16 protein-coding genes and 3 rRNA genes are annotated in these 24932 nt (G+C 63.9%); 17 read left to right on the plus strand and 2 right to left on the minus strand.

Annotated features, from left to right (window positions below; translation table 11 throughout):
* Positions 1-152: 152 nt before the first annotated feature.
* The 17 genes from argC to rrf all read left to right on the plus strand — a co-directional run bounded on the left by argC (position 153) and on the right by rrf (position 21899).
* Positions 153-1184 carry an N-acetyl-gamma-glutamyl-phosphate reductase gene (gene argC / locus ArtHe_RS03820; RefSeq protein ID WP_248318839.1) on the plus strand — a complete coding sequence of 344 codons (1032 nt, stop codon included), beginning with the start codon at positions 153-155 and terminating at the stop codon, positions 1182-1184.
* Positions 1184-2377, plus strand: a complete 1194-nt coding sequence (gene argJ / locus ArtHe_RS03825) for a bifunctional glutamate N-acetyltransferase/amino-acid acetyltransferase ArgJ (RefSeq protein WP_248318840.1) — start codon at positions 1184-1186, stop codon at positions 2375-2377. The genes argC and argJ overlap by 1 nt, the downstream gene beginning before the upstream one ends.
* 11 nt (positions 2378-2388) lie before the next feature.
* A complete protein-coding gene (argB, locus tag ArtHe_RS03830; RefSeq protein ID WP_248318841.1) occupies positions 2389-3315 on the plus strand; it encodes an acetylglutamate kinase in 927 nt (308 codons plus the stop codon).
* Positions 3312-4580 (plus strand): acetylornithine transaminase, encoded by a 1269-nt coding sequence (locus ArtHe_RS03835; RefSeq protein ID WP_248318842.1) that lies wholly within the window; start codon positions 3312-3314, stop codon positions 4578-4580. Before argB ends, ArtHe_RS03835 begins: the two co-directional genes overlap by 4 nt.
* Positions 4577-5542 (plus strand): ornithine carbamoyltransferase, encoded by a 966-nt coding sequence (argF, locus tag ArtHe_RS03840; RefSeq protein WP_248318843.1) that lies wholly within the window; start codon positions 4577-4579, stop codon positions 5540-5542. The genes ArtHe_RS03835 and argF overlap by 4 nt, the downstream gene beginning before the upstream one ends.
* A gap of 2 nt (positions 5543-5544) precedes the next feature.
* Positions 5545-6075 carry an arginine repressor gene (locus tag ArtHe_RS03845; RefSeq protein ID WP_066302938.1) on the plus strand — a complete coding sequence of 177 codons (531 nt, stop codon included), beginning with the start codon at positions 5545-5547 and terminating at the stop codon, positions 6073-6075.
* Between the two features lie 128 nt (positions 6076-6203).
* Positions 6204-7412, plus strand: a complete 1209-nt coding sequence (locus ArtHe_RS03850; RefSeq protein WP_066302939.1) for an argininosuccinate synthase — start codon at positions 6204-6206, stop codon at positions 7410-7412.
* A gap of 4 nt (positions 7413-7416) precedes the next feature.
* On the plus strand, positions 7417-8880 hold the full coding sequence (argH, locus tag ArtHe_RS03855; protein ID WP_248318844.1) for an argininosuccinate lyase: 1464 nt from the start codon (positions 7417-7419) through the stop codon (positions 8878-8880).
* Positions 8881-8993: 113 nt separating this feature from the next.
* Positions 8994-9527, plus strand: a complete 534-nt coding sequence (locus ArtHe_RS03860) for a pyridoxamine 5'-phosphate oxidase family protein (protein WP_248318845.1) — start codon at positions 8994-8996, stop codon at positions 9525-9527.
* Positions 9528-9637: 110 nt separating this feature from the next.
* Entirely contained in the window at positions 9638-10522 is an 885-nt protein-coding gene (locus ArtHe_RS03865; RefSeq protein WP_248318846.1) for an SRPBCC domain-containing protein, read from the plus strand.
* 82 nt (positions 10523-10604) lie between these two features.
* The gene (locus ArtHe_RS03870; RefSeq protein ID WP_248318847.1) at positions 10605-11273 is read left to right on the plus strand and encodes a DNA-3-methyladenine glycosylase; all 669 of its coding nucleotides are present in this window, start codon (positions 10605-10607) and stop codon (positions 11271-11273) included.
* 189 nt (positions 11274-11462) lie between these two features.
* Positions 11463-11978: an adenine phosphoribosyltransferase gene (locus ArtHe_RS03875; protein ID WP_248319661.1), complete on the plus strand. Its 516-nt coding sequence runs from the start codon at positions 11463-11465 to the stop codon at positions 11976-11978.
* A gap of 127 nt (positions 11979-12105) precedes the next feature.
* Positions 12106-14373, plus strand: coding sequence for a UvrD-helicase domain-containing protein (locus ArtHe_RS03880; RefSeq protein WP_248318848.1), 2268 nt, complete (start codon positions 12106-12108; stop codon positions 14371-14373).
* A 12-nt stretch (positions 14374-14385) separates the two neighbouring features.
* Entirely contained in the window at positions 14386-15711 is a 1326-nt protein-coding gene (tyrS, locus tag ArtHe_RS03885) for a tyrosine--tRNA ligase (RefSeq protein ID WP_282568711.1), read from the plus strand.
* A gap of 579 nt (positions 15712-16290) precedes the next feature.
* A 16S ribosomal RNA gene (locus ArtHe_RS03890) occupies positions 16291-17819 on the plus strand.
* 588 nt (positions 17820-18407) lie between these two features.
* Positions 18408-21543, plus strand: a 23S ribosomal RNA gene (locus tag ArtHe_RS03895).
* Positions 21544-21782: 239 nt separating this feature from the next.
* A 5S ribosomal RNA gene (gene rrf / locus ArtHe_RS03900) occupies positions 21783-21899 on the plus strand.
* Together the 16S, 23S and 5S rRNA genes form the textbook arrangement of a ribosomal RNA operon.
* A gap of 917 nt (positions 21900-22816) precedes the next feature.
* Here rrf and ArtHe_RS03905 read toward each other — a convergent pair.
* Both ArtHe_RS03905 and ArtHe_RS03910 read right to left on the minus strand, forming a co-directional pair.
* Positions 22817-23446: a maleylpyruvate isomerase family mycothiol-dependent enzyme gene (locus tag ArtHe_RS03905; protein WP_248318849.1), complete on the minus strand. Its 630-nt coding sequence runs from the start codon at positions 23444-23446 to the stop codon at positions 22817-22819.
* Between the two features lie 442 nt (positions 23447-23888).
* Positions 23889-24932 carry a hypothetical protein gene (locus tag ArtHe_RS03910; RefSeq protein ID WP_248318850.1) on the minus strand — a complete coding sequence of 348 codons (1044 nt, stop codon included), beginning with the start codon at positions 24930-24932 and terminating at the stop codon, positions 23889-23891.

Consider the following 24932-nt stretch of genomic DNA (forward strand, 5'->3'; position numbering starts at 1 on the left):
GTTTGCCTCTTCCGTTCGGGGGTGCGCCTGCCTGGCATCAATTGGGAACCATCGTAGGCCCCGGCCCGGCCGGGCACGGTGGAAAAAGCCCATTCCGGTCACAATGCATAAATATGAAGGGTCTTGCATAAAGTTGTTGTAGTGTGGTGAACATGACGATTTCCGTTGCCGTATCAGGAGCCAGTGGCTACGCCGGGGGAGAGGTCCTGCGCCTGCTCGCCGGCCACCCCGGCGTCGAAATTGGCGCCATCACCGCCCACAGCAATGCCGGTTCCCGGCTCGGCGAACTGCAGCCGCACCTGCACGCCCTGGCTGACCGCATCCTCGTGGACACCACGGTGGAGAACCTGGCCGGGCACGACGTCGTCTTCCTGGCGCTCCCGCACGGTGCCAGTGCCGAGATTGCCGCCCAGCTGAGCGCGGACACCCTGGTGATCGACGCCGGTGCCGACCACAGGCTCACCGATCCCGCCGCCTGGGAAAAGTTCTACGGCTCCCCGCACGCCGGCAGCTGGCCCTACGGCCTTCCGGAACTGCCCGGCCACCGCGAAATCCTCCGCGGCGCCAAGCGGATCGCCGTCCCCGGCTGTTACCCGACGTCTTCGCTGCTGGCCCTGACCCCCGGCTTCGCCGCCGGTCTGTTGGAGCCCGACGACGTCGTGATCGTGGCCGCGTCCGGCACCTCCGGTGCGGGCAAAGCAGCTAAGCCGCACCTGCTCGGCTCCGAAGTCATGGGCGGCATGAGCCCCTACGGTGTCGGCGGCGGACACCGGCACACCCCCGAAATCGAGCAGGGCCTCTCCGCCGCAGCGGGCGAGCAGGTCTCCATTTCCTTCACCCCGACGCTGGCACCCATGGCCCGCGGCATCCTCACCACCGCGACGGCGAAGGTCCGCCCCGGCGTCGACGCCGCCGCCCTGCGCTCGGCCTGGGAAACCGCCTACGCCAATGAACCGTTCGTCCGGGTGCTGCCCGAGGGCCAGTGGCCGGCCACCAAGATGGTGGTGGGGTCCAACTACGCCGCACTGCAGCTCGCCTTCGATCCGCATGCGGGCCGCGTTATTGTCTCCGCCGTGATCGACAACCTCACCAAGGGCACCGCCGGCGGCGCCGTCCAGTCCATGAACATCGCCCTCGGCCTCGAAGAGGACGCCGGCCTCACCCTGCAGGGAGTAGCACCGTAATGAGCACCGAAACCAACCCCTCCAGAGTCACCACACCGGCAGCCGGCATCACCGCGCCCGCAGGCTTCCGGGCCGCAGGCATCACCGCCGGGCTGAAGGCATCCGGCGGCCGCGACGTTGCCTTGGTGGTCAACGACGGCCCCGCCAAGGCAGCTGCCGCCGTGTTTACCACCAACCGGGTGGCAGCTGCTCCGGTGCACTGGTCCCGCCAGGTCATTTCCGACGGACGGGCCGACGCCGTGTTCCTGAACTCCGGCGGAGCCAACGCCTGCACCGGACCGCAGGGCTTCCAGAACACCCACGCCACCGCGGAAAAGGTCGCCGAACTGCTGGGCGTCTCCGCCGGCGACGTGCTGGTCTGCTCGACCGGCCTGATCGGCGAACAGCTTCCGATGGACAAGCTGCTGCCCGGCGCTGAGGCGGCAGCCGAGGCCCTGACCAGCGACGGCGGGGCGCTGGCCGCCGAGGCCATCATGACCACGGACTCCGTGTCCAAGCAGGCAGGTTTCGCCGGCACCGGCTACCGGATCGGCGGTATGGCCAAGGGCGCCGGCATGCTCGCGCCCGGGCTGGCCACCATGCTGGTTGTCCTGACCACCGACGCACTGCTCGACGCCGCCAGCCTGGATGCGGCCCTGCGCGCCGCCACCACGGTCACCTTCGACCGGACCGACTCCGACGGCTGCATGTCCACCAATGACACCGTGGTGCTGATGGCCTCCGGAGCCTCCGGCACCATCCCGGACACCGATGAGTTCACCCGCGGCCTGACCGAGGTATGCCATTCCCTGGCCCAGCAGCTGATCACCGACGCCGAGGGCGCCAGCCACGATATCGCCATCACCACCCTCAACGCCGCCACGGTTGCCGACGCCGAAACGGCAAGCCGCGCCGTCGCCCGCTCCAACCTCTTCAAGACCGCCATCTTCGGCAACGACCCGAACTGGGGCCGGGTCCTGTCCGCCGTGGGCACCACGGACGCTGCCTTTGAACCGGAGCAGATCAACGTCTCCATTAACGGAGTCCAGGTCTGCCGCAACGGCGGCATCGGCGACCCGCGCGAAGACGTGGACCTCAGCGGCCGGGCCGTGAGCGTGGAAATCGATCTCGGCGCCGGCAGCGAAACCGCGACCATCTGGACTAATGACCTGACCACGGACTACGTCCACGAAAACTCCGCCTACAGCAGCTGATCGAGGACCCTATGAGCACTCCCACCGAAGCCCGCGAACAGCTCGCCGCGCAGGACAAAGCGGCAACGCTGATCGAGGCACTGCCCTGGATCCAGCGCTTTGCCGGCAGCACCATGGTGATCAAATACGGCGGCAACGCCATGGTCAACGATGAGCTGCGCCAGGCGTTCGCCGAGGACATCGTTTTCCTGCACCACGTAGGGGTGCATCCCGTGGTGGTGCACGGCGGCGGCCCGCAGATCAGTGCGCTGCTGGCCCGGCTGGGCATCAAGTCCGAGTTCAAGGGCGGCCTCCGGGTCACCACCCCCGAAGCCATGGATGCCGTGCGGATGGTCCTCACCGGCCAGGTTGGCCGCGAGCTGGTTGGCATGATCAACTCCCACGGGCCCTACGCCGTCGGCCTCTCCGGCGAAGACGGCGGGCTGCTGCAGGCCGTCCGCACCGGAACCGTCGTAGACGGCGAGGAAGTGGACCTGGGGCTAGTCGGCGAAGTCGTCGGCGTTAACCCCGGCGCGATCCTTGACCTCATCGAGGCCGGACGGATCCCCGTGATCTCCACCGTCGCCCCGGAAATTGATGCCGCAGGCGCACCCACCGGACAGGTGCTCAACGTCAACGCCGACACCGCCGCGGCGTCCCTGGCCGTCGCCCTGGGCGCCTCCCGGCTGGTGGTGCTCACCGACGTCGAAGGCCTCTACGCCAACTGGCCGGACAAATCCTCGCTGATCTCCGCGCTCACCGCCGGTGAACTGCGGCAGATGCTGCCCACACTGGAATCGGGCATGATTCCCAAGATGGAAGCCTGCCTGGCTGCCGTCGACGGCGGTGTGGACCGGGCAGCCGTCGTCGACGGCCGCATGGCCCATTCCATGCTGCTGGAAGTCTTCACCACCGCCGGCATCGGCACCCAGATCGTTCCGGACGGAGAGAGCGTATGAGCAGCATCCCCAAGGCACCGGGCGCGGACATCGCTCCCGCCAGCCCCGAACTCACCGAGCTGACCGGCACCGGCAGTGACTGGCTGGCCCGCTACGGCAAGTCCCTGATGGGTGTTTTCGGGACCCCCCAGCGTGTGCTGGTGCGCGGGCACGGCTGCTATGTCTGGGACGCCGACGGCAAGGCCTACCTTGACCTGCTGGGCGGAATCGCAGTCAACGCCCTGGGCCACGCCCACCCGTTCGTCACCTCGGTCATCGCCAGCCAGCTGAACACACTGGGCCACGTTTCGAACTTCTTCACCAGCCCGCCCCAGATTGCCCTGGCCGAAAAGCTCCTGCAGCTGGCCCAGGCTCCCGAGGGTTCCAAGGTGTTCTTCTCCAACTCCGGCACCGAGGCCATCGAGGCCGCGTTCAAGCTGGCCCGCCGCAACTCCACCCCCGAACGCAGCCGGATCATCGCCATGGACCACGCCTTCCACGGCCGGACCATGGGCGCGCTGGCCCTGACCGCCAAGGCCGCCTACCGGGAACCGTTTGAACCGCTGCCCGCCGGCGTGGAGCACATCCCCTACGGCGATGTCGAGGCGCTGCGCGCCGCAGTCGACGAGACCGTTGCTGCAGTGTTTATGGAACCGATCCAGGGTGAGGCCGGCGTGCACCTGCCGCCCGAGGGCTACCTGCAGGCTGCCCGGGAGATCACCCAGGCCGCCGGCGCGCTGCTCATCTTCGACGAAGTGCAGACCGGCATCGGCCGGACCGGCACCTGGTTCGCCTCCGAAGGCGTGCTGCCGGACGCCATGACCCTGGCCAAGGGCCTGGGCGCGGGATTCCCGATCGGCGGGCTGATCACGTTCGGGGAAAAGGCTTCCTCCCTGCTCACCGCCGGCCAGCACGGAACAACATTCGGCGGCAACCCGGTGGCGACGGCGGCGGCGCTGGCAACACTGGCCGCCATCGAGTCCCAGGACGTGCTCGCCAACGTCAACACCACGGGGGAACAGCTCCGTGGGGCGTTGCGGAAAGTGGACGGGGTCGGCTCGGTCCGCGGGCGCGGACTCCTGATCGGCATCGACCTGGACCAGGAAATTGCCCCGGCAGCTGTCACGGCCGCGCTCGAGGCGGGCTTCATCATCAATGCCACCGGACCGCACACCCTGCGCCTGGCACCGCCGCTGATCCTGGGCGTTGATCAGGCGATGAGCTTCACCGACGAACTCCCTGCCATCCTGAAAGCCGCTGCTGCCACAACGATTGGACAGTCATGACCCGCCATTTCCTTGTTGACACCGACCTGACGCAGGCCGAGCAGACCGAGGTCCTGGACCTCGCCGATGCCCTGAAAAAGGACCGCTACAAATACCAGCCGTATGCGGGCGACTCCACCGGACGCAAGACCGTGGCGGTCATCTTCGACAAGACCTCCACCCGCACCCGGATTTCCTTTGCTGCCGGCATTTCCGACCTAGGCGGGGTGCCGCTGATCATCGGTGCCGGTGAATCCCAGCTGGGGCACAAGGAATCCGTGGCGGACACCGCGAAGGTCATGGAGCGGATGGTCTCCACCATCGTCTGGCGCACCTACGCGCAGTCCGGGCTGGAGGAAATGGCTGCGAACTCCTCGGTACCGGTGATCAACGCCCTCTCCGACGATTACCACCCCTGCCAGCTCCTCGCGGACCTGATGACCATCCGCGAGCACAAAGGCACCCTGGCCGGCCTCACCCTGACCTACCTCGGGGACTGCGCCAACAACATGGCCAACTCCTACCTGCTGGCCGGCGTCACCGCCGGTATGCATGTGCGGGTTGCCGGGCCCATGGGCTACCTGCCGGACCCGCTGGTTGTCGACGCCGCCGCGGCGCGTGCCGAGGAAACCGGGGGATCGGTGCTGATCACCACTGACGCTGCGGAGGCGCTGGCCGGAGCCGACGTCGTCGCCACCGACACCTGGGTGTCCATGGGGCAGGAAGAGGAAAAGGCCGCGCGGCAGGAGCTGTTCCGGGACTACGCCGTGGACAGCGATGCCATGGCGCACGCCGCGGACGACGCCGTCGTTCTCCACTGCCTGCCCGCCTACCGCGGCTACGAGATTTCCGCCGACGTGATCGACGGACCGCAGTCCCTGGTCTGGGACGAGGCGGAGAACCGGCTGCACGCCCAGAAAGCCCTGATGCTCTGGCTGATGGCCAAGTCCGGACTCACCGGAGTGCCGGAGCGCGCGCTGTGACCATGCCCGCCACTAAAACAGCCCGGCAGGCGCGCATCCGTGCCCTGCTGACCGGCCTGTCGGTCCGGTCGCAGGCCGAGCTGGCGGCACTGCTGGCGGACGACGGTGTACAGGTCAACCAGGCCACGCTCTCCCGCGACCTGGTGGAGCTCGGCGCCGTGCGGATGCGCGGCAAGGACGGCGTGCTGGTCTACGCCGTCCCCTCCGAGGGCGGTGAACGGACCCCGCAGTCCGGGATCGGGCAGGAGGTGCTCGACTCGCGGCTGGCCAGGCTCTGCGGCGAACTGCTGGTCACGGCCGAGGCGTCCGGGAACATCGTGGTGCTGCGCACCCCGCCCGGAGCCGCCAACTTCCTGGCGCTGGCGATCGACCACTCGGTGATGCCGTCCATTCTGGGCACCCTGGCCGGGGACGACACCGTGCTGCTGGTCACCCGGGATCCGGACGGCGGCGGCGAACTGGCGGCCCGCTTCCTGAGCATCGCCGATGAGGCGACCGCCAGCGGGCAGGCCCCGGACAATCGAATACTGTAGAAGCTGATCCTGCCCGGGCGTGAGCCCGGCCACCGGGCCTCACAGGTTTCCGGCTTTCCCAACTGTTTCCCAACTTTTCATACCCAACGCAGCACCCCCGCTGCACCAATCGCAAGAGGAGCACATTCGTGAGCGAACGTATTGTTCTGGCCTACTCAGGTGGCCTGGATACGTCAGTGGCCATCGGCTGGATCGCCGAGGCAACCGGCGCCGAAGTCATCGCCGTGGCGGTCGACGTCGGACAGGGCGGCGAGTCGCTGGAGACCATCCGCCAGCGTGCGCTCGACTGCGGAGCCGTCGAAGCCTACGTGGCCGACGCCCGCGACGAGTTCGCCGCCGAGTACTGCATGCCAGCACTGCAGGCCAACTCCCTGTACATGGATTCCTACCCGCTGGTCTCCGCGCTGTCCCGCCCGGTGATCGTCAAGCACCTGGTGGCCGCAGCCCGCGAATTCGGTGCCACCACCGTCTCGCACGGCTGCACCGGCAAGGGCAACGACCAGGTCCGCTTCGAGGTCGGCATCCAGACCCTGGGTCCGGACCTGAAGTGCATCGCACCCGTCCGCGACCTGGCACTGACCCGCGACAAGGCCATCGCCTTCGCCGAGGAGAAGAACCTCCCGATCGTCACCACCAAGAAGAACCCGTTCTCCATTGACGCCAACGTCTGGGGACGCGCCGTGGAAACCGGCTTCCTGGAAGACATCTGGAACGCCCCCACCCCGGACGTGTACGAGTACACCTCCGATCCCGACTCCGGGATCGCCGCCGACGAAGTGGTCATCACGTTCAAGGCAGGCGTCCCCGTCGCCATCGACGGCAAGCCCGTCACCCCGCTGCAGGCCATCGAAGAGATGAACCGCCGCGCCGGCGCCCAGGGCATCGGCCGCATCGACATCGTCGAAGACCGCCTGGTGGGCATCAAGAGCCGTGAAATCTACGAGGCTCCCGGCGCGATGGCCCTGATGGCCGCGCACCGCGAACTCGAAAACGTCACGGTCGAGCGCGAGCAGGCCCGGTTCAAGAAGACCGTCGGGCAGCGCTGGACCGAGCTGGTCTACGACGGCCAGTGGTTCTCCCCGCTGAAGAACTCCCTGGATGCCTTCATCGCGGACACCCAGCAGTACGTCTCCGGCGACATCCGCATGGATCTGCACGCCGGCCGCGCCACGGTCACCGGGCGCCGCTCCGAGTCCTCCCTGTACGACTTCAACCTGGCCACCTACGACACCGGCGACACCTTCGACCAGTCCATGGCCCGCGGGTTCATCGAGCTGTTCGGGATGTCCTCCAAGGTAGCGTCGGCCCGCGACCTGCGCCTGGCCGAAGGAAAGTAAGCACATGCATAACGGCAAGCCGTCAATCGAATCAGCGGCCCAGCAGCCGGGAGGCTCCGGTTCAACGGTCCAGGGTGCTCTGTGGGGCGGCCGCTTCGCCGGCGGTCCGGCCGACGCGCTGGCAGCCCTGAGTAAATCCACCCATTTCGACTGGCGGCTTGCCGGCTATGACATTGCCGGCTCCCGGGCGCATGCCCGGGTGCTGCACAAAGCGGGACTGCTCGACGACGCCGAGCTGGCCGGCATGCTTCAGGCGCTGGACGCGCTCGACGCCGATGTGCGCTCCGGCGCCTACCTCCCGGCCGAGTCCGATGAGGACGTGCACGGTTCGCTGGAACGCGGCCTGATCGAACGCGCCGGCCCGCAGCTGGGCGGCAAGCTCCGCGCCGGCCGCTCCCGCAACGACCAGATCGCCACCCTGGGCCGGATGTACCTGCGCGACCACGCCCGGATTGTGGCGGCCGGTGTGCTGGCAACCGTGGACGCCCTGGTGGAACAGGCCGAAAAGCACCTGGGCGTGGCCATGCCCGGCCGAACCCACCTGCAGCACGCCCAGCCGGTTTTGCTCAGCCACCACCTGCTGGCCCATGCCTGGGCCCTGCTGCGTGACGTGCAGCGCCTGGCCGACTGGGACAAACGCGCCGCCGTGTCACCGTACGGCTCCGGCGCCCTGGCCGGTTCCTCGCTGGGACTGGATCCCAACGCCGTGGCCGCGGACCTTGGCTTCGACTCCGCTGCCTGGAACTCGATCGACGGCACCGCTTCGCGTGACGTCTACGCCGAGTATGCCTGGGTGGCCGCCATGATCGGTGTGGACCTCTCCCGCATCAGCGAAGAGATCATTCTCTGGGCCACCAAGGAATTCTCCTTCGTCACGCTCGACGACGCCTTCTCCACGGGCTCCTCGATCATGCCGCAGAAGAAGAACCCGGACGTGGCTGAACTGGCCCGCGGCAAGGCGGGCCGCCTCATCGGCGACCTGACCGGGCTGCTGGCCACGCTCAAGGGCCTGCCCCTGGCGTACAACCGGGACCTGCAGGAGGACAAGGAACCGGTCTTCGACGCCACGGACACCCTGGAGCTGCTGCTCCCGGCCGTTTCCGGCATGATCGCGACGCTGGTCTTCAACACCGAACGTATGCAGTCCCTGGCTCCGCAGGGCTTTGCCCTGGCCACCGACATCGCCGAATGGCTGGTGCGCCAGGGGGTGCCGTTCCGCGAGGCGCATGAACTTTCCGGTGCCGCCGTCAAGCTGGCCGAATCCCGCGGCGTCGAACTCTGGGACCTGACCGACGAGGAATATGCCCGAATCTCGGCGCACCTGACACCCGAAGTCCGCACGGTGCTTTCCACTGAAGGGTCGCTGGACAGCCGCAGCGCGCAGGGCGGAACCGCCCGCTCCGCCGTCGAGGCGCAGCTGGCCGAGCTGAAGAAGCAGATCGACGCCGTCCGCGGCTTCGCGGCGTAGCTCCACCCCGTACTCCCGCCCTATCGAGAGGCCAGTTGCGGCTGCTTTGAGCCCTCAAAGCAGCCGCAACTGGCCCCTCGTGTTTGCCGGGGGAGAGGGGATAGCGTGGCGTTATGCCCAACCCCGAGTTCCGGCGCATGCTGCGCGCCCTGCCCGACTTTCCGGCGACGCTCCCTGACTTTGACCCGGACACCGCGCCGGATGACCCCGCGGAGCTCTTCCGGCTCTGGCTGGATGAGGCCCTGGCCGCCGGAATCCCACAGCCGCACGCCTTCTCCCTTGCCACCGCAGACGCAGCCGGCAGCCCGTCCGCCCGCATGCTGATCCTGAAGGACCTCGACGACGACGGCTGGCAGTTCGCCACCGCCCGCACCTCGCGCAAGGGCCGGGAGCTGGCTGCCAACCCGCGCGCTGCGATGAACTTCTTCTGGCAGCCGCTGGGCCGGCAGGTTCGCGTTGCCGGTAGGGTGGTGCCGCTGTCGGCGGACGCTTCAGCTGCGGACTGGGACGCCAGGCCCGGTGCGGACGGCACCCCGAACCCGGCCTGGCAGCTCTACGCCCTGCAACCGCTGGAAACCGAATTCTGGCAGGCCCGGGCGGACCGGAACCACATCCGCTACCGTCTCCCGCGCACAGCAGGTCACTGATCCGCCGCCACGGGCCCGCGGCTGCGGTTTCAACGTCAACGGCCTTCCAGACCGGACGCGCCCACCCTAGGGTTGGTACTGCAGCAGATGGCATCTACGGAAGGGCCGCCATGTCTGAAGCATCATCGTCCAACGGTTCCGGGCAGGACGATCCCTCGGTTCCCACCGGCCGCATCGAGAAGCTCACCGACGGCTGGGCGCTGGCCTTCGATAAGCAGTTTGACTACCCCGCGGCGCACATCTGGGACGTCCTGATCAATCCGCGCAAAGTTGAGCAGTGGCTCGGGACCGTGACCCCGGACTGGGAACTGGGCAAGGAATACACGCTGGACATGGGCGGCGGCAGCGCGTCCGGGACGGTCCTGCAGCTCACTCCGCGCAGCAGCCTCCAGATCACCTGGGACGATGACCTGGGCGAGGAATCGGTGCTGGAATGGCAGGTCCTCGATTCGGACGGCGGTGCGCTCCTGCAGTTCCGGTCCCGCACCGACACGCCCGATTTCCTCGCCGAAGGCAGCGCAGGATGGCAGGGCATCCTGCGTGCCTTCGCGGCAGTGGCCGCCGGCAACCCGCCTACCGGAGAGCCGCCCGGCCAGTGGCGGACCTTGCGCGATGCCTACTCGCGTGAGTTCGGTGTCTCGCCGACCATGGGTTACCTGGACATCGGCACTGGGCAAAACACTGAGCAGGCCACGCTGGTGTTCGAACGCTGGTACGACGCCGAAGCCGAGGACATCAGCGCCGCCGTCGAAAGTTCCGGCGGAAACCTCCGCCTGGGTGATGGTGCAGAAATTTCCGTGACCGAGGAAGACGGGGTCGGCAAACTGCGGATCCGGCAGCGGATCGAAGACAGCGACCCGCAGGACACCGCCGCCCTGATGGCCGCCTGGCACCTGGCACTGGACTCGGCCGCCGTCCGGCTGCTGGGGGAGACGCCACATCCGAACTCCCACCGTCTCCGGGCACTCGAAGCGCTGTACAGCTCTAATCTGTGACCCGGTGGCGCAGCCTGGAGACCGCAGGCCGCAGCCGGCGGCAGTTTATTGAGCAGCCCCAGGTCTTGCTACGGTCGAAGGTATGGAGCGGACATACCTGGATCCCGCAGAGCAGCGCAGCCGGCTGGTCATCCCGGCGACCGAGGCAGCACCCTGGCTGCTGGGCGCCGTCCTCCGGAGGGAATCCGAGGAAGGTGACGTCGCGGTCCGGATCACGGAGGTGGAAGCCTACCTCGGCGCAGCGGATCCCGGGTCCCATGCCTTCCGCGGACAATCGCCGCGGAACTCCACGATGTTTGGCCCGGCCGGGCACCTCTACGTCTACTTCACCTACGGTATGCACTACTGCGCCAACGTGGTCTGCGGCGTTCCGGGCCAGGCCACCGGGCTGCTGCTGCGGGCGGGGGAAATCACAGAGGGGCACGAGATCGCCGCACTGCGCCGCCGGCAGCCCAAGTCACCCCTGGACCTGGCCCGCGGTCCCGCCCGGCTGACCCAGGCACTGGGGATCGACCGCAGTCTCGACGGTGCGGACGTCTTCACCTCTCCGCTGCGTCTGGAACTGCCGAAGGAACCGGTACCCGAGGAACTGATCTCCCGGGGGCCCCGGGTCGGGGTCAGCGGTGAAGGCGGGGGAGAGGCCTACCCCTGGCGGTTTTGGCTCACCGGCGAACCGACCGTCTCCAAATACCGGCCAGCGGTCCAGCGGGCACGGGTGCGGCCTTCCGGGGCGACGGCGAAACGGGCCTAGACCCCGCACCAGCCAGGTATCGGCGGTGCAGGAGCCGGGTGGCAGCCGCTGTGAGCAGCAGCGCAGCCGCAGAACGAGGCCCGGGACGCGGAGGACCGGTAAGGTAGATGGGTGAAACACACTGCTTCGAACCCGCTCAACAGCCCCGCAGTTCCGGCCGAAGTCCCGGTCGCCGACCCGGCCGAAACCATAGCGGAAACCATTGACCGCCTCGGCGCCGTCGTCCAGGATTACCCAAAGCCCGGCATCGTTTTCCGCGACCTGACTCCGGTCTTCGCCGACGGACCGGCGCTGCGCGGTATGGTCGATGCCCTGCTTGCCGGATACGAAGGGCAGTTCGACTTCGTCGCCGGCGTTGAAGCCCGCGGCTTCCTGCTCGCCGCTGCTGCGGCCTACGCCTCCGAACGCGGTGTGATCACCATCCGCAAACCCGGCAAACTGCCGCGGGAGACCTACACCGAGACGTATGACATGGAATACGGGCAGAACAGCCTCGAACTGCACGTCGAAGACATCCCCGCCGGTTCCCGTGTCCTGATCCTTGACGACGTCCTGGCCACCGGCGGAACACTCGCTGCTGCTGCCCGCCTGATCGAAAGTGCCGGTTCCAGCGTTGCGGGCTTCGGCGTCGTGCTGGAACTCGGTGAACTGGGCGGCCGCGAGGCCCTCGCCGGCCACAGCGTGCGGTCGCTGATCACGTACTGAACCGGCCATCCGGGAACGGAATGCGGGCCGCGGAACGCAACGTCCACCCGCACTATGGACAGGGCATGGAAATTGTGCCGATGCACGGTAAGATAGACGGTCTGCCTTTGCGAGAGGGAACGCGAACATGCCTGAAACGTCTTCGGTCCAAACGGAGCTCGACCACGAGCGCCGTTACGTGGCCGGCCTGTACCACCGGCTCGATGAACTCCGGGAGGAAAAAAGCGAGCAGCTGGCCCAGGTCCGCCGCTCCCATTCAGCCGGTTCCCACCAGAACCGGTCCGAACGCGACGCCTTCGCCACCATGTATGAGGACCGGCTCGCGCAGCTGAACGCCGTCGACGACCGGCTGGTTTTCGGCCGGCTTGACCTTGACGACGGCGAGACCCGCTACATCGGCAGGATCGGCCTCTCCACCGCGGATCTGCAGCGGCTGATGGTGGACTGGCGCGCCCCGGAAGCGGGCACCTTCTACCAGGCCACCGCGTTCGAGCGGCAGGGTGTCCGCCGGCGGCGCCATCTGATCCTCAAGGGCCGGGACGTCCAGGGCCTCGAAGACGACGTGCTGGATTACTCCATGCTGGAGGACGGCGACAACCTGCAGGGCGAAGGTGCGCTGCTGGCTGCCCTGAATTCCAAGCGCACCGGCCAGATGTCGGACATCGTCGGCACCATCCAGGCCGAGCAGGACCGGATTATCCGCGCACCGCTGCCCGGAACCCTGGTGGTTCAGGGCGGTCCGGGAACGGGCAAAACCGCCGTCGCACTGCACCGCGCCGCCTACCTGCTGTACACCCACCGGGAGCGGCTCAAGTCCGCCGGTGTGCTGCTCGTGGGCCCCTCGAACGCCTTCATCCACTACATCGAACGGGTGCTGCCCTCCCTGGGTGAAACCGGCGTCGTGATGTCCAGTCTTGGCCAGCTCATGCCGGGTATCACCGCCGCGGGCGAGGATACGCCCGCCGCCGCCGAGGTCAAGGGCCGGCTGTCGATGGCCGACGTCGTCAACCGTGCCGTCGCCAACCGCGAACGGATCCTGGCGGAACCGCGCCGGCTCAACATCGACGGCACCATGATCACGCTGACCCCCAAGCAGGTCCAGCGCGCCCGTGACCGTGCCCGTGCCACCGGCAAGCCGCACAATGAAGCCCGCGTGACCTTCGTGAAGATCCTGCTGCGCGAACTCACCGACCAGCTGACCGATGTGCTCGAAGAATCGGCCGGTGCAGGAAACAGCACCGACCGCGCGTATCTTGCCGAGGACGTGCGGAGCGCCCGGGACGTCCGCATCGCGCTGAACCTGTGCTGGATGCCGATGACGCCGGAAAAGCTTATCAGCGAACTGTTCAGCAAGCCCGGACACCTGGAAGCTGCCGCCCCGGAGCTTACCGACGACGAACGAGCGCTGCTGATGCGCAGCCCGGACGCGCCGTGGACCGAAGCGGACATTCCGCTGCTCGATGAGGCAGCGGAGCTGCTGGGGGACCTCGATCCGTCCGCCGGCCGGGACAGCGCTGCGCTGGAGGAAGCCCGCAAGCGGGACCTGGCCAACGCCGAACGCGCAATTGAAAACACCGAGGGCTTCCTCGAGGATTCGGGTGCCCACGGCATTCTCTCCGCCGAGGACCTGGCTAACCACAACATGGAGACTGAGCAGCGGCTGACCGCCGCGGACCGGGCCGCCATCGACCGGACCTGGGCTTTCGGACACGTCGTAGTGGACGAGGCACAGGAACTTTCCGCGATGCAGTGGCGCCTGCTGATGCGCCGCTGCCCGTTGAAGTCCTTCACCGTGGTGGGGGACATCGCCCAGACCAGTTCCGCCGCCGGTGCCACGTCGTGGCAGCAGGCGCTGGATCCCTTCGTAGGGGAGCGCTGGACGCTGGAGGAACTCACCGTCAACTACCGGACCCCGGCACAGATCGCCGAGGCAGCCGTCCGGATGGCCAACGCCGCAGGACTGGTCGTCTCGGCACCGAAGGCAGTGCGCGAGGGCCAGTGGCCGCCGTTCCTGGACACGGTTGAGGAAGGCGGGCTGATTGCCCGGCTGCTTGAAACCCTGCCCGCGGACCTGGCCGCCCTGGAAGGCGGCCTGCTCGCCGTCATCACCGAGGACCACCGGCTGGTGGAAGTCCGCCAGGCCGTGAAGGGCGTCTACGGGAACCGGGTAGGCACCGGCGCCGGCGGACTGGGCCAGGACATCGTGGTTATCTCGCCGCGGGAAGCCAAGGGACTGGAGTTCGACGGCGTCGTGATCCTTGAGCCCTCCGAACTGCTCACGGCAGCGGCCGGAAAGGTGGGGGATCTCTACGTTGCGATGACCCGTCCGACCCAGCGTCTGCGTCTTATTGCGGAGCACGGGATCCCGGCGGGGATTGCCGACGGCGAATCCTGATAATTTAGAGGCGTGCCACAGAATACCCAGACCTCCGAGGGCCTTGTTGCCCAGCAGAACGATCCGACCTTTGCCAACATCTGGCAGGAACTGAAGTGGAGAGGGCTGATCAAGCTCTCCACCGACGAGGCGGAGCTTGAAAAGCTACTCAGCGGAGACCCCGTCACGTATTACTGCGGCTTCGACCCCACGGCCCCGAGCCTGCACCTGGGCAACCTGGTCCAGCTGCTGACCATGCGCCGGCTGCAGCTGGCCGGCCACAAGCCGCTGGCCCTGGTCGGCGGGTCCACCGGTTTGGTGGGGGACCCGCGCCCGACGGCGGAACGCACCATGAACACCAAGGAAACGGTGGCGGAGTGGGTCGGCTACCTGCAGGGCCAGGTCCAGCGGTTCCTGAGCTTCGAGGGCGAGAACGCTGCCCGCATGGTGAACAACCTGGACTGGACGGCGCCCATGAGCGCCCTCGACTTCCTGCGGGAAATCGGCAAGCACTTCAGGGTCGGAACCATGGTGAAGAAGGAGATCGTGGCTTCGCGCCTGAACTCCGACGAGGGCATCAGCTACGCGGAATTCAGCTACCAGGTCCTGCAGGGCATGGACTACCTGCAGCTCTTCCGCGACTACGACTGTGTCCTGGAAACCGGCGGATCAGACCAGTGGGGCAACCTCACCTCCGGCACCGAGCTGGTGCGCAAGGTTGAAGGCGCCACAGTGCATGCCCTGGGCACGCCGCTGATCACCAACTCCGACGGCACCAAGTTCGGCAAGAGCGAAGGCAACGCCGTCTGGCTGGATCCCACGATGACCAGCCCGTACGCCATGTTCCAGTTCTGGCTCAATACGGCCGACGCCGATGTGATTGACCGGCTCAAGGTCTTCACCTTCCGCACCAAGTCGGAAATCGAGGAACTTGAGCGGGCCGTGGCGGAGGCTCCGCACAAGCGTGAGGCGCAGCGCGCCCTGGCGTACGACGTCACCTCGCTGGTACACGGAACGGAAGCCACGGACAAGGTCATCGCCGCTTCGGCTGCCCTGTTCGGCCAGGGTTCGCTTGAGGAGCTCGACGAAGCAACCCTCACCGCGGCCACTTCTGAGCTGCCGCGCGCCGAGGTGGACGCAGCCGGTCTGGGCATCATCGACCTGCTGGTTGCCACGGGCCTGTCCAAGACCAACTCGGATGCCCGGCGGACTGTCACCGAAGGCGGTGCCTACGTGAACAACCGCAAGATCACGGAGATCGACGCCGTCATCGGAACCGAAGAACTGCTGCATGGAAAGTACCTGCTGCTGCGCCGCGGCAAGCGGACCCTCGCAACCGCGGTTGTCACCGGAATCTGATCCATCCAAAACACCTGAGGGCAGGCCATCCATGGTCTGCCCTCAGGCGTTTCCACCGCCGGCAGCACGGCGTGCAGGAGGTCACATCCGTTCCGGCTTGCACGTCCGGCAGGGGATGTGTACAGTTATGTGAGTCGCCGCGGCCGGGACGCTCCGCTGAGAAGCAAGAAGCGCCCGAAGCATGGCGGCCAAACCCCAAACGGAACAGAAGCTTAGCTTTCAGCTCTGGCTGAAATAATGGCTTCGGTTTTTGCGTGGGGTGATCCGGAGGAATGGAATTCAGGAATTATCCCGAATTGCAAAAACCGGAAAGATGAAATAGAATTATGAAACACCGCAGCGGTGCGAAAAGAAAGACATTGATCCGGAAACGGAATGGTTTTTCTGAGTAGACCGGATGCGACTGTTGTTTGAGAACTCAATAGTGTGCCAAGTTTATTGATACCAATTATTTTGATTGGTTGAATTGGCTGTCCCGCCCACCCCGTGGGCTGTGGATGGTTTTTTTAGCTGGTTTCGAATTTAGTGCAGAACTGTGCAGCCAATTTTCCTTGGCTCCGGTTTTGTGTCTGTAACACATTTACGGAGAGTTTGATCCTGGCTCAGGATGAACGCTGGCGGCGTGCTTAACACATGCAAGTCGAACGATGACTTCTGTGCTTGCACAGAATGATTAGTGGCGAACGGGTGAGTAACACGTGAGTAACCTGCCCTTAACTTCGGGATAAGCCTGGGAAACTGGGTCTAATACCGGATACGACCACCTGGCGCATGCCATGGTGGTGGAAAGCTTTATGCGGTTTTGGATGGACTCGCGGCCTATCAGCTTGTTGGTTGGGGTAATGGCCCACCAAGGCGACGACGGGTAGCCGGCCTGAGAGGGTGACCGGCCACACTGGGACTGAGACACGGCCCAGACTCCTACGGGAGGCAGCAGTGGGGAATATTGCACAATGGGCGAAAGCCTGATGCAGCGACGCCGCGTGAGGGATGACGGCCTTCGGGTTGTAAACCTCTTTCAGCAGGGAAGAAGCGAAAGTGACGGTACCTGCAGAAGAAGCGCCGGCTAACTACGTGCCAGCAGCCGCGGTAATACGTAGGGCGCAAGCGTTATCCGGAATTATTGGGCGTAAAGAGCTCGTAGGCGGTTTGTCGCGTCTGCTGTGAAAGCCCGGGGCTCAACCCCGGGTCTGCAGTGGGTACGGGCAGACTAGAGTGCAGTAGGGGAGACTGGAATTCCTGGTGTAGCGGTGAAATGCGCAGATATCAGGAGGAACACCGATGGCGAAGGCAGGTCTCTGGGCTGTAACTGACGCTGAGGAGCGAAAGCATGGGGAGCGAACAGGATTAGATACCCTGGTAGTCCATGCCGTAAACGTTGGGCACTAGGTGTGGGGGACATTCCACGTTTTCCGCGCCGTAGCTAACGCATTAAGTGCCCCGCCTGGGGAGTACGGCCGCAAGGCTAAAACTCAAAGGAATTGACGGGGGCCCGCACAAGCGGCGGAGCATGCGGATTAATTCGATGCAACGCGAAGAACCTTACCAAGGCTTGACATGAACCGGAAAGGCCTGGAAACAGGTCCCCCACTTGTGGCCGGTTTACAGGTGGTGCATGGTTGTCGTCAGCTCGTGTCGTGAGATGTTGGGTTAAGTCCCGCAACGAGCGCAACCCTCGTTCTATGTTGCCAGCGCGTTATGGCGGGGACTCATAGGAGACTGCCGGGGTCAACTCGGAGGAAGGTGGGGACGACGTCAAATCATCATGCCCCTTATGTCTTGGGCTTCACGCATGCTACAATGGCCGGTACAAAGGGTTGCGATACTGTGAGGTGGAGCTAATCCCAAAAAGCCGGTCTCAGTTCGGATTGAGGTCTGCAACTCGACCTCATGAAGTTGGAGTCGCTAGTAATCGCAGATCAGCAACGCTGCGGTGAATACGTTCCCGGGCCTTGTACACACCGCCCGTCAAGTCACGAAAGTTGGTAACACCCGAAGCCGGTGGCCTAACCCCTTGTGGGAGGGAGCCGTCGAAGGTGGGACCGGCGATTGGGACTAAGTCGTAACAAGGTAGCCGTACCGGAAGGTGCGGCTGGATCACCTCCTTTCTAAGGAGCACCTCAAGGCCCATGTCCTTCCACAGTGCTGGATGTGTGTTTTGCAGGAGATGCCCATATCGGGGACATATGTTCCCCGGTGGGTGCTCAAGGGTGGAATATCAATAAGCAGGTGCCCGGCGCTACGCCTGGCAGCCCAGTACGTTCTGTTCCTTCGGGGACGGGATTGGAACACGCTGCCGGATCGTGGGACCGGGTTTTTCCGTTTGGCACACTGTTGGGTCCTGAGGCAACAGGACCGTATGAATGACAATTGACTGCTGGTGGCCTGATCCGTTTTGTGCGGAGCGGGTGCCGGCGGGTGGTTGGAAGGACACGGATTCGGTGTTGTTTCTGATTGTTCCTGCGCAGGTCTGAGACTGTCACGGTAAATACGTGGTGGTGGAGGGGTGTGACGGGGTTGTTGTTTGAGAACTACATAGTGGACGCGAGCATCTTAAAAATTATTAAGTGCAATTTCAGAAAAACCTGGTAGATCCGGTTGGTCTGTTGGCTTGTCCTCCTTTGAGGGGGTGGGTTGATGGGTTGGCTGGTGAGACCGTGGTTTTCTCGATAGCGATATTAATTATTGATCTTTGTGGTCAAGTTTTTAAGGGCACACGGTGGATGCCTTGGCATCAGGAGCCGAAGAAGGACGTAGGAATCTGCGATAAGCCTGGGGGAGTTGATAACCGAGCGTTGATCCCAGGATGTCCGAATGGGGAAACCCCGCCCGGCGCGCGAGTGACCGGGTGACCCGCATCTGAACACATAGGGTGCGTGGAGGGAACGCGGGGAAGTGAAACATCTCAGTACCCGCAGGAAGAGAAAACAACAGTGATTCCGTTAGTAGTGGCGAGCGAACGCGGAAGAGGCTAAACCAGTGGTGTGTGATAGCCGGCGGGCGTTGCATCACTGGGGTTGCGGGACTTTCCGTACCAGTTCTGCCGGATTGGTGAAGTGAGTGCAGGTGCATAGGTGAACTGGTTTGAAAGCCAGGCCGTAGAGGGTGTTAGCCCCGTAACCGGAATGTATGCTGCCGCTTGGAGAGGATCCCAAGTAGCACGGGGCCCGAGAAATCCCGTGCGAATCTGCCAGGACCACCTGGTAAGCCTAAATACTCCCTGATGACCGATAGCGGACAAGTACCGTGAGGGAAAGGTGAAAAGTACCCCGGGAGGGGAGTGAAATAGTACCTGAAACCGTGTGCCTACAAACCGTTGGAGCAGCCTTGTAGCTGTGACAGCGTGCCTTTTGAAGAATGAGCCTGCGAGTTAGTGTTACGTCGCGAGGTTAACCCGTGTGGGGAAGCCGTAGCGAAAGCGAGTCTGAATAGGGCGAGTGAGTGGCGTGATCTAGACCCGAAGCGGAGTGATCTACCCATGGCCAGGTTGAAGCGACGGTAAGACGTCGTGGAGGACCGAACCCACTTCAGTTGAAAATGGAGGGGATGAGCTGTGGGTAGGGGTGAAAGGCCAATCAAACTCCGTGATAGCTGGTTCTCCCCGAAATGCATTTAGGTGCAGCGTTGCGTGTTTCTTACCGGAGGTAGAGCTACTGGATGGCCGATGGGCCCTACAAGGTTACTGACGTCAGCCAAACTCCGAATGCCGGTAAGTGAGAGCGCAGCAGTGAGACTGTGGGGGATAAGCTTCATAGTCGAGAGGGAAACAGCCCAGACCACCAACTAAGGCCCCTAAGCGTGTGCTAAGTGGGAAAGGATGTGGAGTTGCCCAGACAACCAGGAGGTTGGCTTAGAAGCAGCCACCCTTGAAAGAGTGCGTAATAGCTCACTGGTCAAGTGATTCCGCGCCGACAATGTAGCGGGGCTCAAGTACACCGCCGAAGTTGTGGCATTCAGATTTTTGGTAAGCCTTCGTGGTTCAGCCGTCTGGATGGGTAGGGGAGCGTCGTGTGGGCAGTGAAGCTGCGGTGTAAACCAGTGGTGGAGCCTACACGAGTGAGAATGCAGGCATGAGTAGCGAAAGACGGGTGAGAAACCCGTCCGCCGAATGATCAAGGGTTCCAGGGTCAAGCTAATCTGCCCTGGGTAAGTCGGGACCTAAGGCGAGGCCGACAGGCGTAGTCGATGGACAACGGGTTGATATTCCCGTACCGGCGAAAAACCGCCCATACCAAACGGGGGATACTAACCGCCCAATACCTGACCGGCCGCCCTTGTGGCGACCCGGTTTTTGGTGGAGCGCGGGACCGTAACCCGGGAGGTAAGCGTATTAACAGGTGTGACGCAGGAAGGTAGCCGGGCCAGGCGATGGTAGTCCTGGTCTAAGGATGTAGGGTCAGTGATAGGCAAATCCGTCACTGTGTCTTTGATGACGCACCTGAGATCTGATGGGACCCCCGAACGGGGGAATCCGGTGATCCTATGCTGCCTAGAAAAGCATCGGCGCGAGGTTTTAGCCGCCCGTACCCCAAACCGACACAGGTGATCAGGTAGAGAATACTAAGGCGATCGAGAGAATTATGGTTAAGGAACTCGGCAAAATGCCCCCGTAACTTCGGGAGAAGGGGGGCCTGCCCCGTGACCGTCACTTGCTGGCGTGAGCGGGTGTGGGCCGCAGAGACCAGGGGGAAGCGACTGTTTACTAAAAACACAGGTCCGTGCGAAGTCGCAAGACGATGTATACGGACTGACTCCTGCCCGGTGCTGGAAGGTTAAGAGGACCGGTTAGCCCTTACGGGCGAAGCTGGGAATTTAAGCCCCAGTAAACGGCGGTGGTAACTATAACCATCCTAAGGTAGCGAAATTCCTTGTCGGGTAAGTTCCGACCTGCACGAATGGAGTAACGACTTCCCCGCTGTCTCAACCATAAACTCGGCGAAATTGCAGTACGAGTAAAGATGCTCGTTACGCGCAGCAGGACGGAAAGACCCCGAGACCTTTACTATAGTTTGGTATTGGTGTTCGGTGTGGCTTGTGTAGGATAGGTGGGAGACTGTGAGACCCGGACGCCAGTTCGGGTGGAGTCATCGTTGAAATACCACTCTGGTCATACTGGATATCTAACTTCGGCCCGTAATCCGGGTCAGGGACAGTGCCTGATGGGTAGTTTAACTGGGGCGGTTGCCTCCTAAAGAGTAACGGAGGCGCCCAAAGGTTCCCTCAGCCTGGTTGGCAATCAGGTGTCGAGTGTAAGTGCACAAGGGAGCTTGACTGTGAGAGAGACATCTCAAGCAGGGACGAAAGTCGGGACTAGTGATCCGGCGGTACATTGTGGAATGGCCGTCGCTCAACGGATAAAAGGTACCTCGGGGATAACAGGCTGATCTTGCCCAAGAGTCCATATCGACGGCATGGTTTGGCACCTCGATGTCGGCTCGTCGCATCCTGGGGCTGGAGTAGGTCCCAAGGGTTGGGCTGTTCGCCCATTAAAGCGGTACGCGAGCTGGGTTTAGAACGTCGTGAGACAGTTCGGTCCCTATCCGCTGCGCGCGCAGGAAATTTGAGAAGGGCTGTCCTTAGTACGAGAGGACCGGGACGGACGAACCTCTGGTGTGTCAGTTGTACTGCCAAGTGCACCGCTGATTAGCTACGTTCGGATGGGATAACCGCTGAAAGCATCTAAGCGGGAAGCCTGCTTCGAGATGAGATTTCCATACACCTTGTGTGTGAGAGGCCCCCAGCCAGACCACTGGGTTGATAGGCCGGATGTGGAAGCGGGGACTAAAGACCCGTGAAGCTGACCGGTACTAATAGGCCGATAACTTACACCACAACACACTCTGGCGGAACACGACTTCAAACGGTTCCGCAATATAGAGGGGTGTGATGATCATGCTGCTTGCGTCCACTATGTGGTTCCCGGACAACAACCCGTTGGGTTGTTATTCCAGGGAACAAATAATTGAATACACGGTACCCGTGTAATCCACCACAGATTTACCCGCCCCCCGCCACCGCATCCTCCTTTTCGGGATGATGCCGGCAGCAAGAGGGGTTTGGGTTGGAAGGGTTACGGCGGTCACAGCGCGGGGGAAACGCCCGGTCCCATTCCGAACCCGGAAGCTAAGACCCGCAGCGCCGATGGTACTGCACCCGGGAGGGTGTGGGAGAGTAGGTCACCGCCGGACAATCATTTGAAGACCACCTGTTGGGTGGTCCGGGTTCAGGCCCCGCACCCTTGGTGCGGGGCCTGACCTGTTTAACCCCGCTTAACCACAAACAGGCTGCCCGCCCCGCCCAGGGCGGGCCGGCTTCGGCCCGGCTCACTCCACCTGCAGCCTTGCCTGGCTGCTGCCGGCAGGTCGATTCCGGGGTTCCGGACCGGCCCCGGGGATGGGCCCAGGCCCGTCCTGGTGAGCACCTACGGCGGGGGGGGCTGTGAAGTTCATCCCGCAACACCCACACCCGCAAACCCACCCATCCGTACGTGCCTGGTCCGGTGCCTGGTTTCCCTGGTGCGCAGAGACGGCGGGCTGCTGCCGCTCCTGGTCACCAGAGCTGCACACCCACGACTACCTGTCGGGTTGGTGCTCCGCAGCCGGACACCGCGGTGCGCAGGTAATGCGGGTTGCTGGTGTTTAGGGCACTAGAGCTACGCACCCAGCGATGCTGGCCTCCCACACGGGTTGCTCGGTGCGCAGGTAAGGCGGGCTGTTGGCGTTTGGTCACCAGACCTGCGCACCCGGACGGGGAACCTCAACCACTTTCATGACTTCCGGCGCCAAGCAGGCCCGCAGTTCCCACCCCTCGTGACAGAAGTGATCTGTTGTGACCTCACCCGCCTCATGGGTAACGACGGATGGGAAACGCGGCGGTCACCCACTCTCCCCAACCCCGATGGCCTTCGTTTTTGATGAACTCGGCCATCGCGGCGACACGCGTTCCCACTCTTCGTGACAGGTGTAACCTGCTGAGGTCACACCAGTCCCGGTACGCAACAAAGAGTGGGAACGCGTGCTGACATGGGTGGACCAGCAGCGTGCTGGTCTGCTGGGGAGGAAGTAATCGGCTGCGGTGTGTGACGTGCGTGGGTGCGGCGGGATTCTCAGTCGGTCAGGGCGAGTCGTCTCAGAAAATCAGCGGTGCCTTCGCCTGTGAACTCGTCCGGGTGGACTGGGCGGCCTGAGACTGCCAGAAGCATGGATAGAGTCGATCCCCGCACGATGTCGCCGGAGCCTGAAATGACACCGGAGTCGTCCGCCATGAGCCGTACTCCTTCCGCCCGCTGTTTGCCGCCTCCCATGGCGACGGTTCTCTTCAGCTGATAATTCAGTGCTGTGGCAACGGGCTCGACCGGATACTGACGAGTCTTACCCAGAGGGCGTCGAATATCCTCGCCATGAACGATTGCTTCGACCAGCCGGGTTGCAGGTGCCGCGGGCGGCGTGTTCGTTTCATCTATTACGCGACGGAATTCAGCAAGAGTGCCAGCCGGCGTCGCCGCCCGCTCCCGAGCTATTCCCGCTGCGTTATCGCGGTCAAAATCGAACCGGGCCGCGATCATGCCGCGAAGAAATCCCCACCGGGTGGTTTTCGCTGTGCTTACAAGGTGGGCGAGGACATCGTGGATGTCCCAGCCAGGACATAGGGAGGGGGCCGCCCACTGTTCTGGCCGGAGGGCTGTGAGGTCGTCGATGAGCGCCCGGCGTTCTTCATGCACGGCAAGCCACACCATCGGCCATTCTTTGGAAAGCATGCAGCAACTAAAACACGATTATCCAACGCTGAGCGAAGGCTCACCCCGAGCCAGTCTCCGTAGGCGATGCCGTGGTGAAACCGGCTCCGGATGGACAATTCGACATTCGGGACACAGCGGACGCTGCCGCTCCTTGGACGACAGTGGCGAGATTCACTGGCGTCAAACTGCCACAGCGGGGACTGAGGACGGCGGTGCTTCCGTACTGGCTTAGAATTGAAGATGACCCAAGGTGGTCCCACGACTTTCGCAGGCCAGATCCTGCACATCACCTACACATACATAGTGACGAGCGACTGCAGTTAATCCGTTGGTCGGCTCACGACGAGAGGAACTCAGCATGTCCGAGCAGAACAACAGAGAAGAACGCGACAGCCAGGGACGCCCCAAGGCGAACGATCGCAAGCCTCCGCAGCGCAAGTCATACAACGACCGCCAGCCGTCCGCCAGCCGTCCGACCCGCGACGGAGAACGGCGTTCCTTCTCCAACGATCGCGATCGCAAGCCTTATGCGGGCCGTGATGAGCGTAAGCCGTTCGGCAGTGATCGTGGTGATCGTAAGCCCTTTGCTGGTGGCGATGATCGTGGAGCGCGTAAGCCGTTTGGTGATCGTCCGGCTCGTGATGGTGAGCGCAAGTCGTTCGGCAGTGATCGTGGTGATCGTAAGCCTTATGCCGGCCGTGAGGATCGGGAGCGTAAGCCGTTCGGCAGTGATCGTGCTGAGCGTAAGCCGTACGCTGGTGGTGCTGGTCGTGATGATCGTAAGCCGTTTGGTGATCGTCCGGCTCGTGATGGTGAGCGTAAGCCGTTCTCGAATGACCGTGGCGATCGTAAGCCCTTTGCTGGTGGCGATGATCGTGGAGCGCGTAAGCCGTTTGGTGATCGTCCGGCTCGTGATGGTGAGCGTAAGCCGTTCAATAGTGACCGCGGTGACCGTAAGCCGTATGCCGGTGGCGATGATCGTGGAGCGCGTAAGCCGTTTGGTGATCGTCCGGGCCGTGATGGTGAGCGTAAGCCGTTCAATAGTGACCGTGGTGATCGTAAGCCCTTTGCTGGTCGCGATGATCGTGGAGCGCGTAAGCCGTTTGGTGATCGTCCGGGCCGTGATGATCGTAAGCCGTTCAGCAATGACCGCGGTGACCGCAAGCCGTATGCCGGTGGTGGCGGCCGCGATGATCGTAAGCCGTTCCGCAAGGACTCGGATCGCCGTCCGACGTCCGACCGTCCGTTCCGGAGCAATGATTCCCGGAGCAACGACAGGAGCAATGACCGGGCACGCGGCACCGATGAGGCGCCGGTTACCGAGCGCAAGCACAATGCCCGGGATCTGCGCAGCGCCAACCGCGCAGACCGCGAACGGTCGCCGGAGATTGATGATGACGTCACAGGGCAGGAGCTGGACAAGGTCACCCGCGCCCAGCTGCGCAACCTTGAAGAGGTCAACGGCGAGTGGGTTTCCAAGCAC

The sequence above is a fragment of the Arthrobacter sp. Helios genome, assembly GCF_023167125.1.
Taxonomy (GTDB): Bacteria; Actinomycetota; Actinomycetes; order Actinomycetales; family Micrococcaceae; genus Arthrobacter_B; species Arthrobacter_B luteolus.

Bases quoted from the DNA above. Each gene is read 5' to 3' on its own strand.
- ArtHe_RS03880 (WP_248318848.1), top strand. From the start codon at position 12,106: ATGCCTGAAACGTCTTCGGTCCAAACGGAGCTCGACCACGAGCGCCGT.
- argB (WP_248318841.1), top strand. From the start codon at position 2,389: ATGAGCACTCCCACCGAAGCCCGCGAACAGCTCGCCGCGCAGGACAAA.
- ArtHe_RS03905 (WP_248318849.1), bottom strand. From the start codon at position 23,446: ATGGTGTGGCTTGCCGTGCATGAAGAACGCCGGGCGCTCATCGACGAC.
- ArtHe_RS03870 (WP_248318847.1), top strand. From the start codon at position 10,605: ATGGAGCGGACATACCTGGATCCCGCAGAGCAGCGCAGCCGGCTGGTC.
- argH (WP_248318844.1), top strand. From the start codon at position 7,417: ATGCATAACGGCAAGCCGTCAATCGAATCAGCGGCCCAGCAGCCGGGA.
- ArtHe_RS03845 (WP_066302938.1), top strand. From the start codon at position 5,545: ATGCCCGCCACTAAAACAGCCCGGCAGGCGCGCATCCGTGCCCTGCTG.
- argC (WP_248318839.1), top strand. From the start codon at position 153: ATGACGATTTCCGTTGCCGTATCAGGAGCCAGTGGCTACGCCGGGGGA.
- ArtHe_RS03865 (WP_248318846.1), top strand. From the start codon at position 9,638: ATGTCTGAAGCATCATCGTCCAACGGTTCCGGGCAGGACGATCCCTCG.
- ArtHe_RS03860 (WP_248318845.1), top strand. From the start codon at position 8,994: ATGCCCAACCCCGAGTTCCGGCGCATGCTGCGCGCCCTGCCCGACTTT.
- ArtHe_RS03835 (WP_248318842.1), top strand. From the start codon at position 3,312: ATGAGCAGCATCCCCAAGGCACCGGGCGCGGACATCGCTCCCGCCAGC.
- argJ (WP_248318840.1), top strand. From the start codon at position 1,184: ATGAGCACCGAAACCAACCCCTCCAGAGTCACCACACCGGCAGCCGGC.
- argF (WP_248318843.1), top strand. From the start codon at position 4,577: ATGACCCGCCATTTCCTTGTTGACACCGACCTGACGCAGGCCGAGCAG.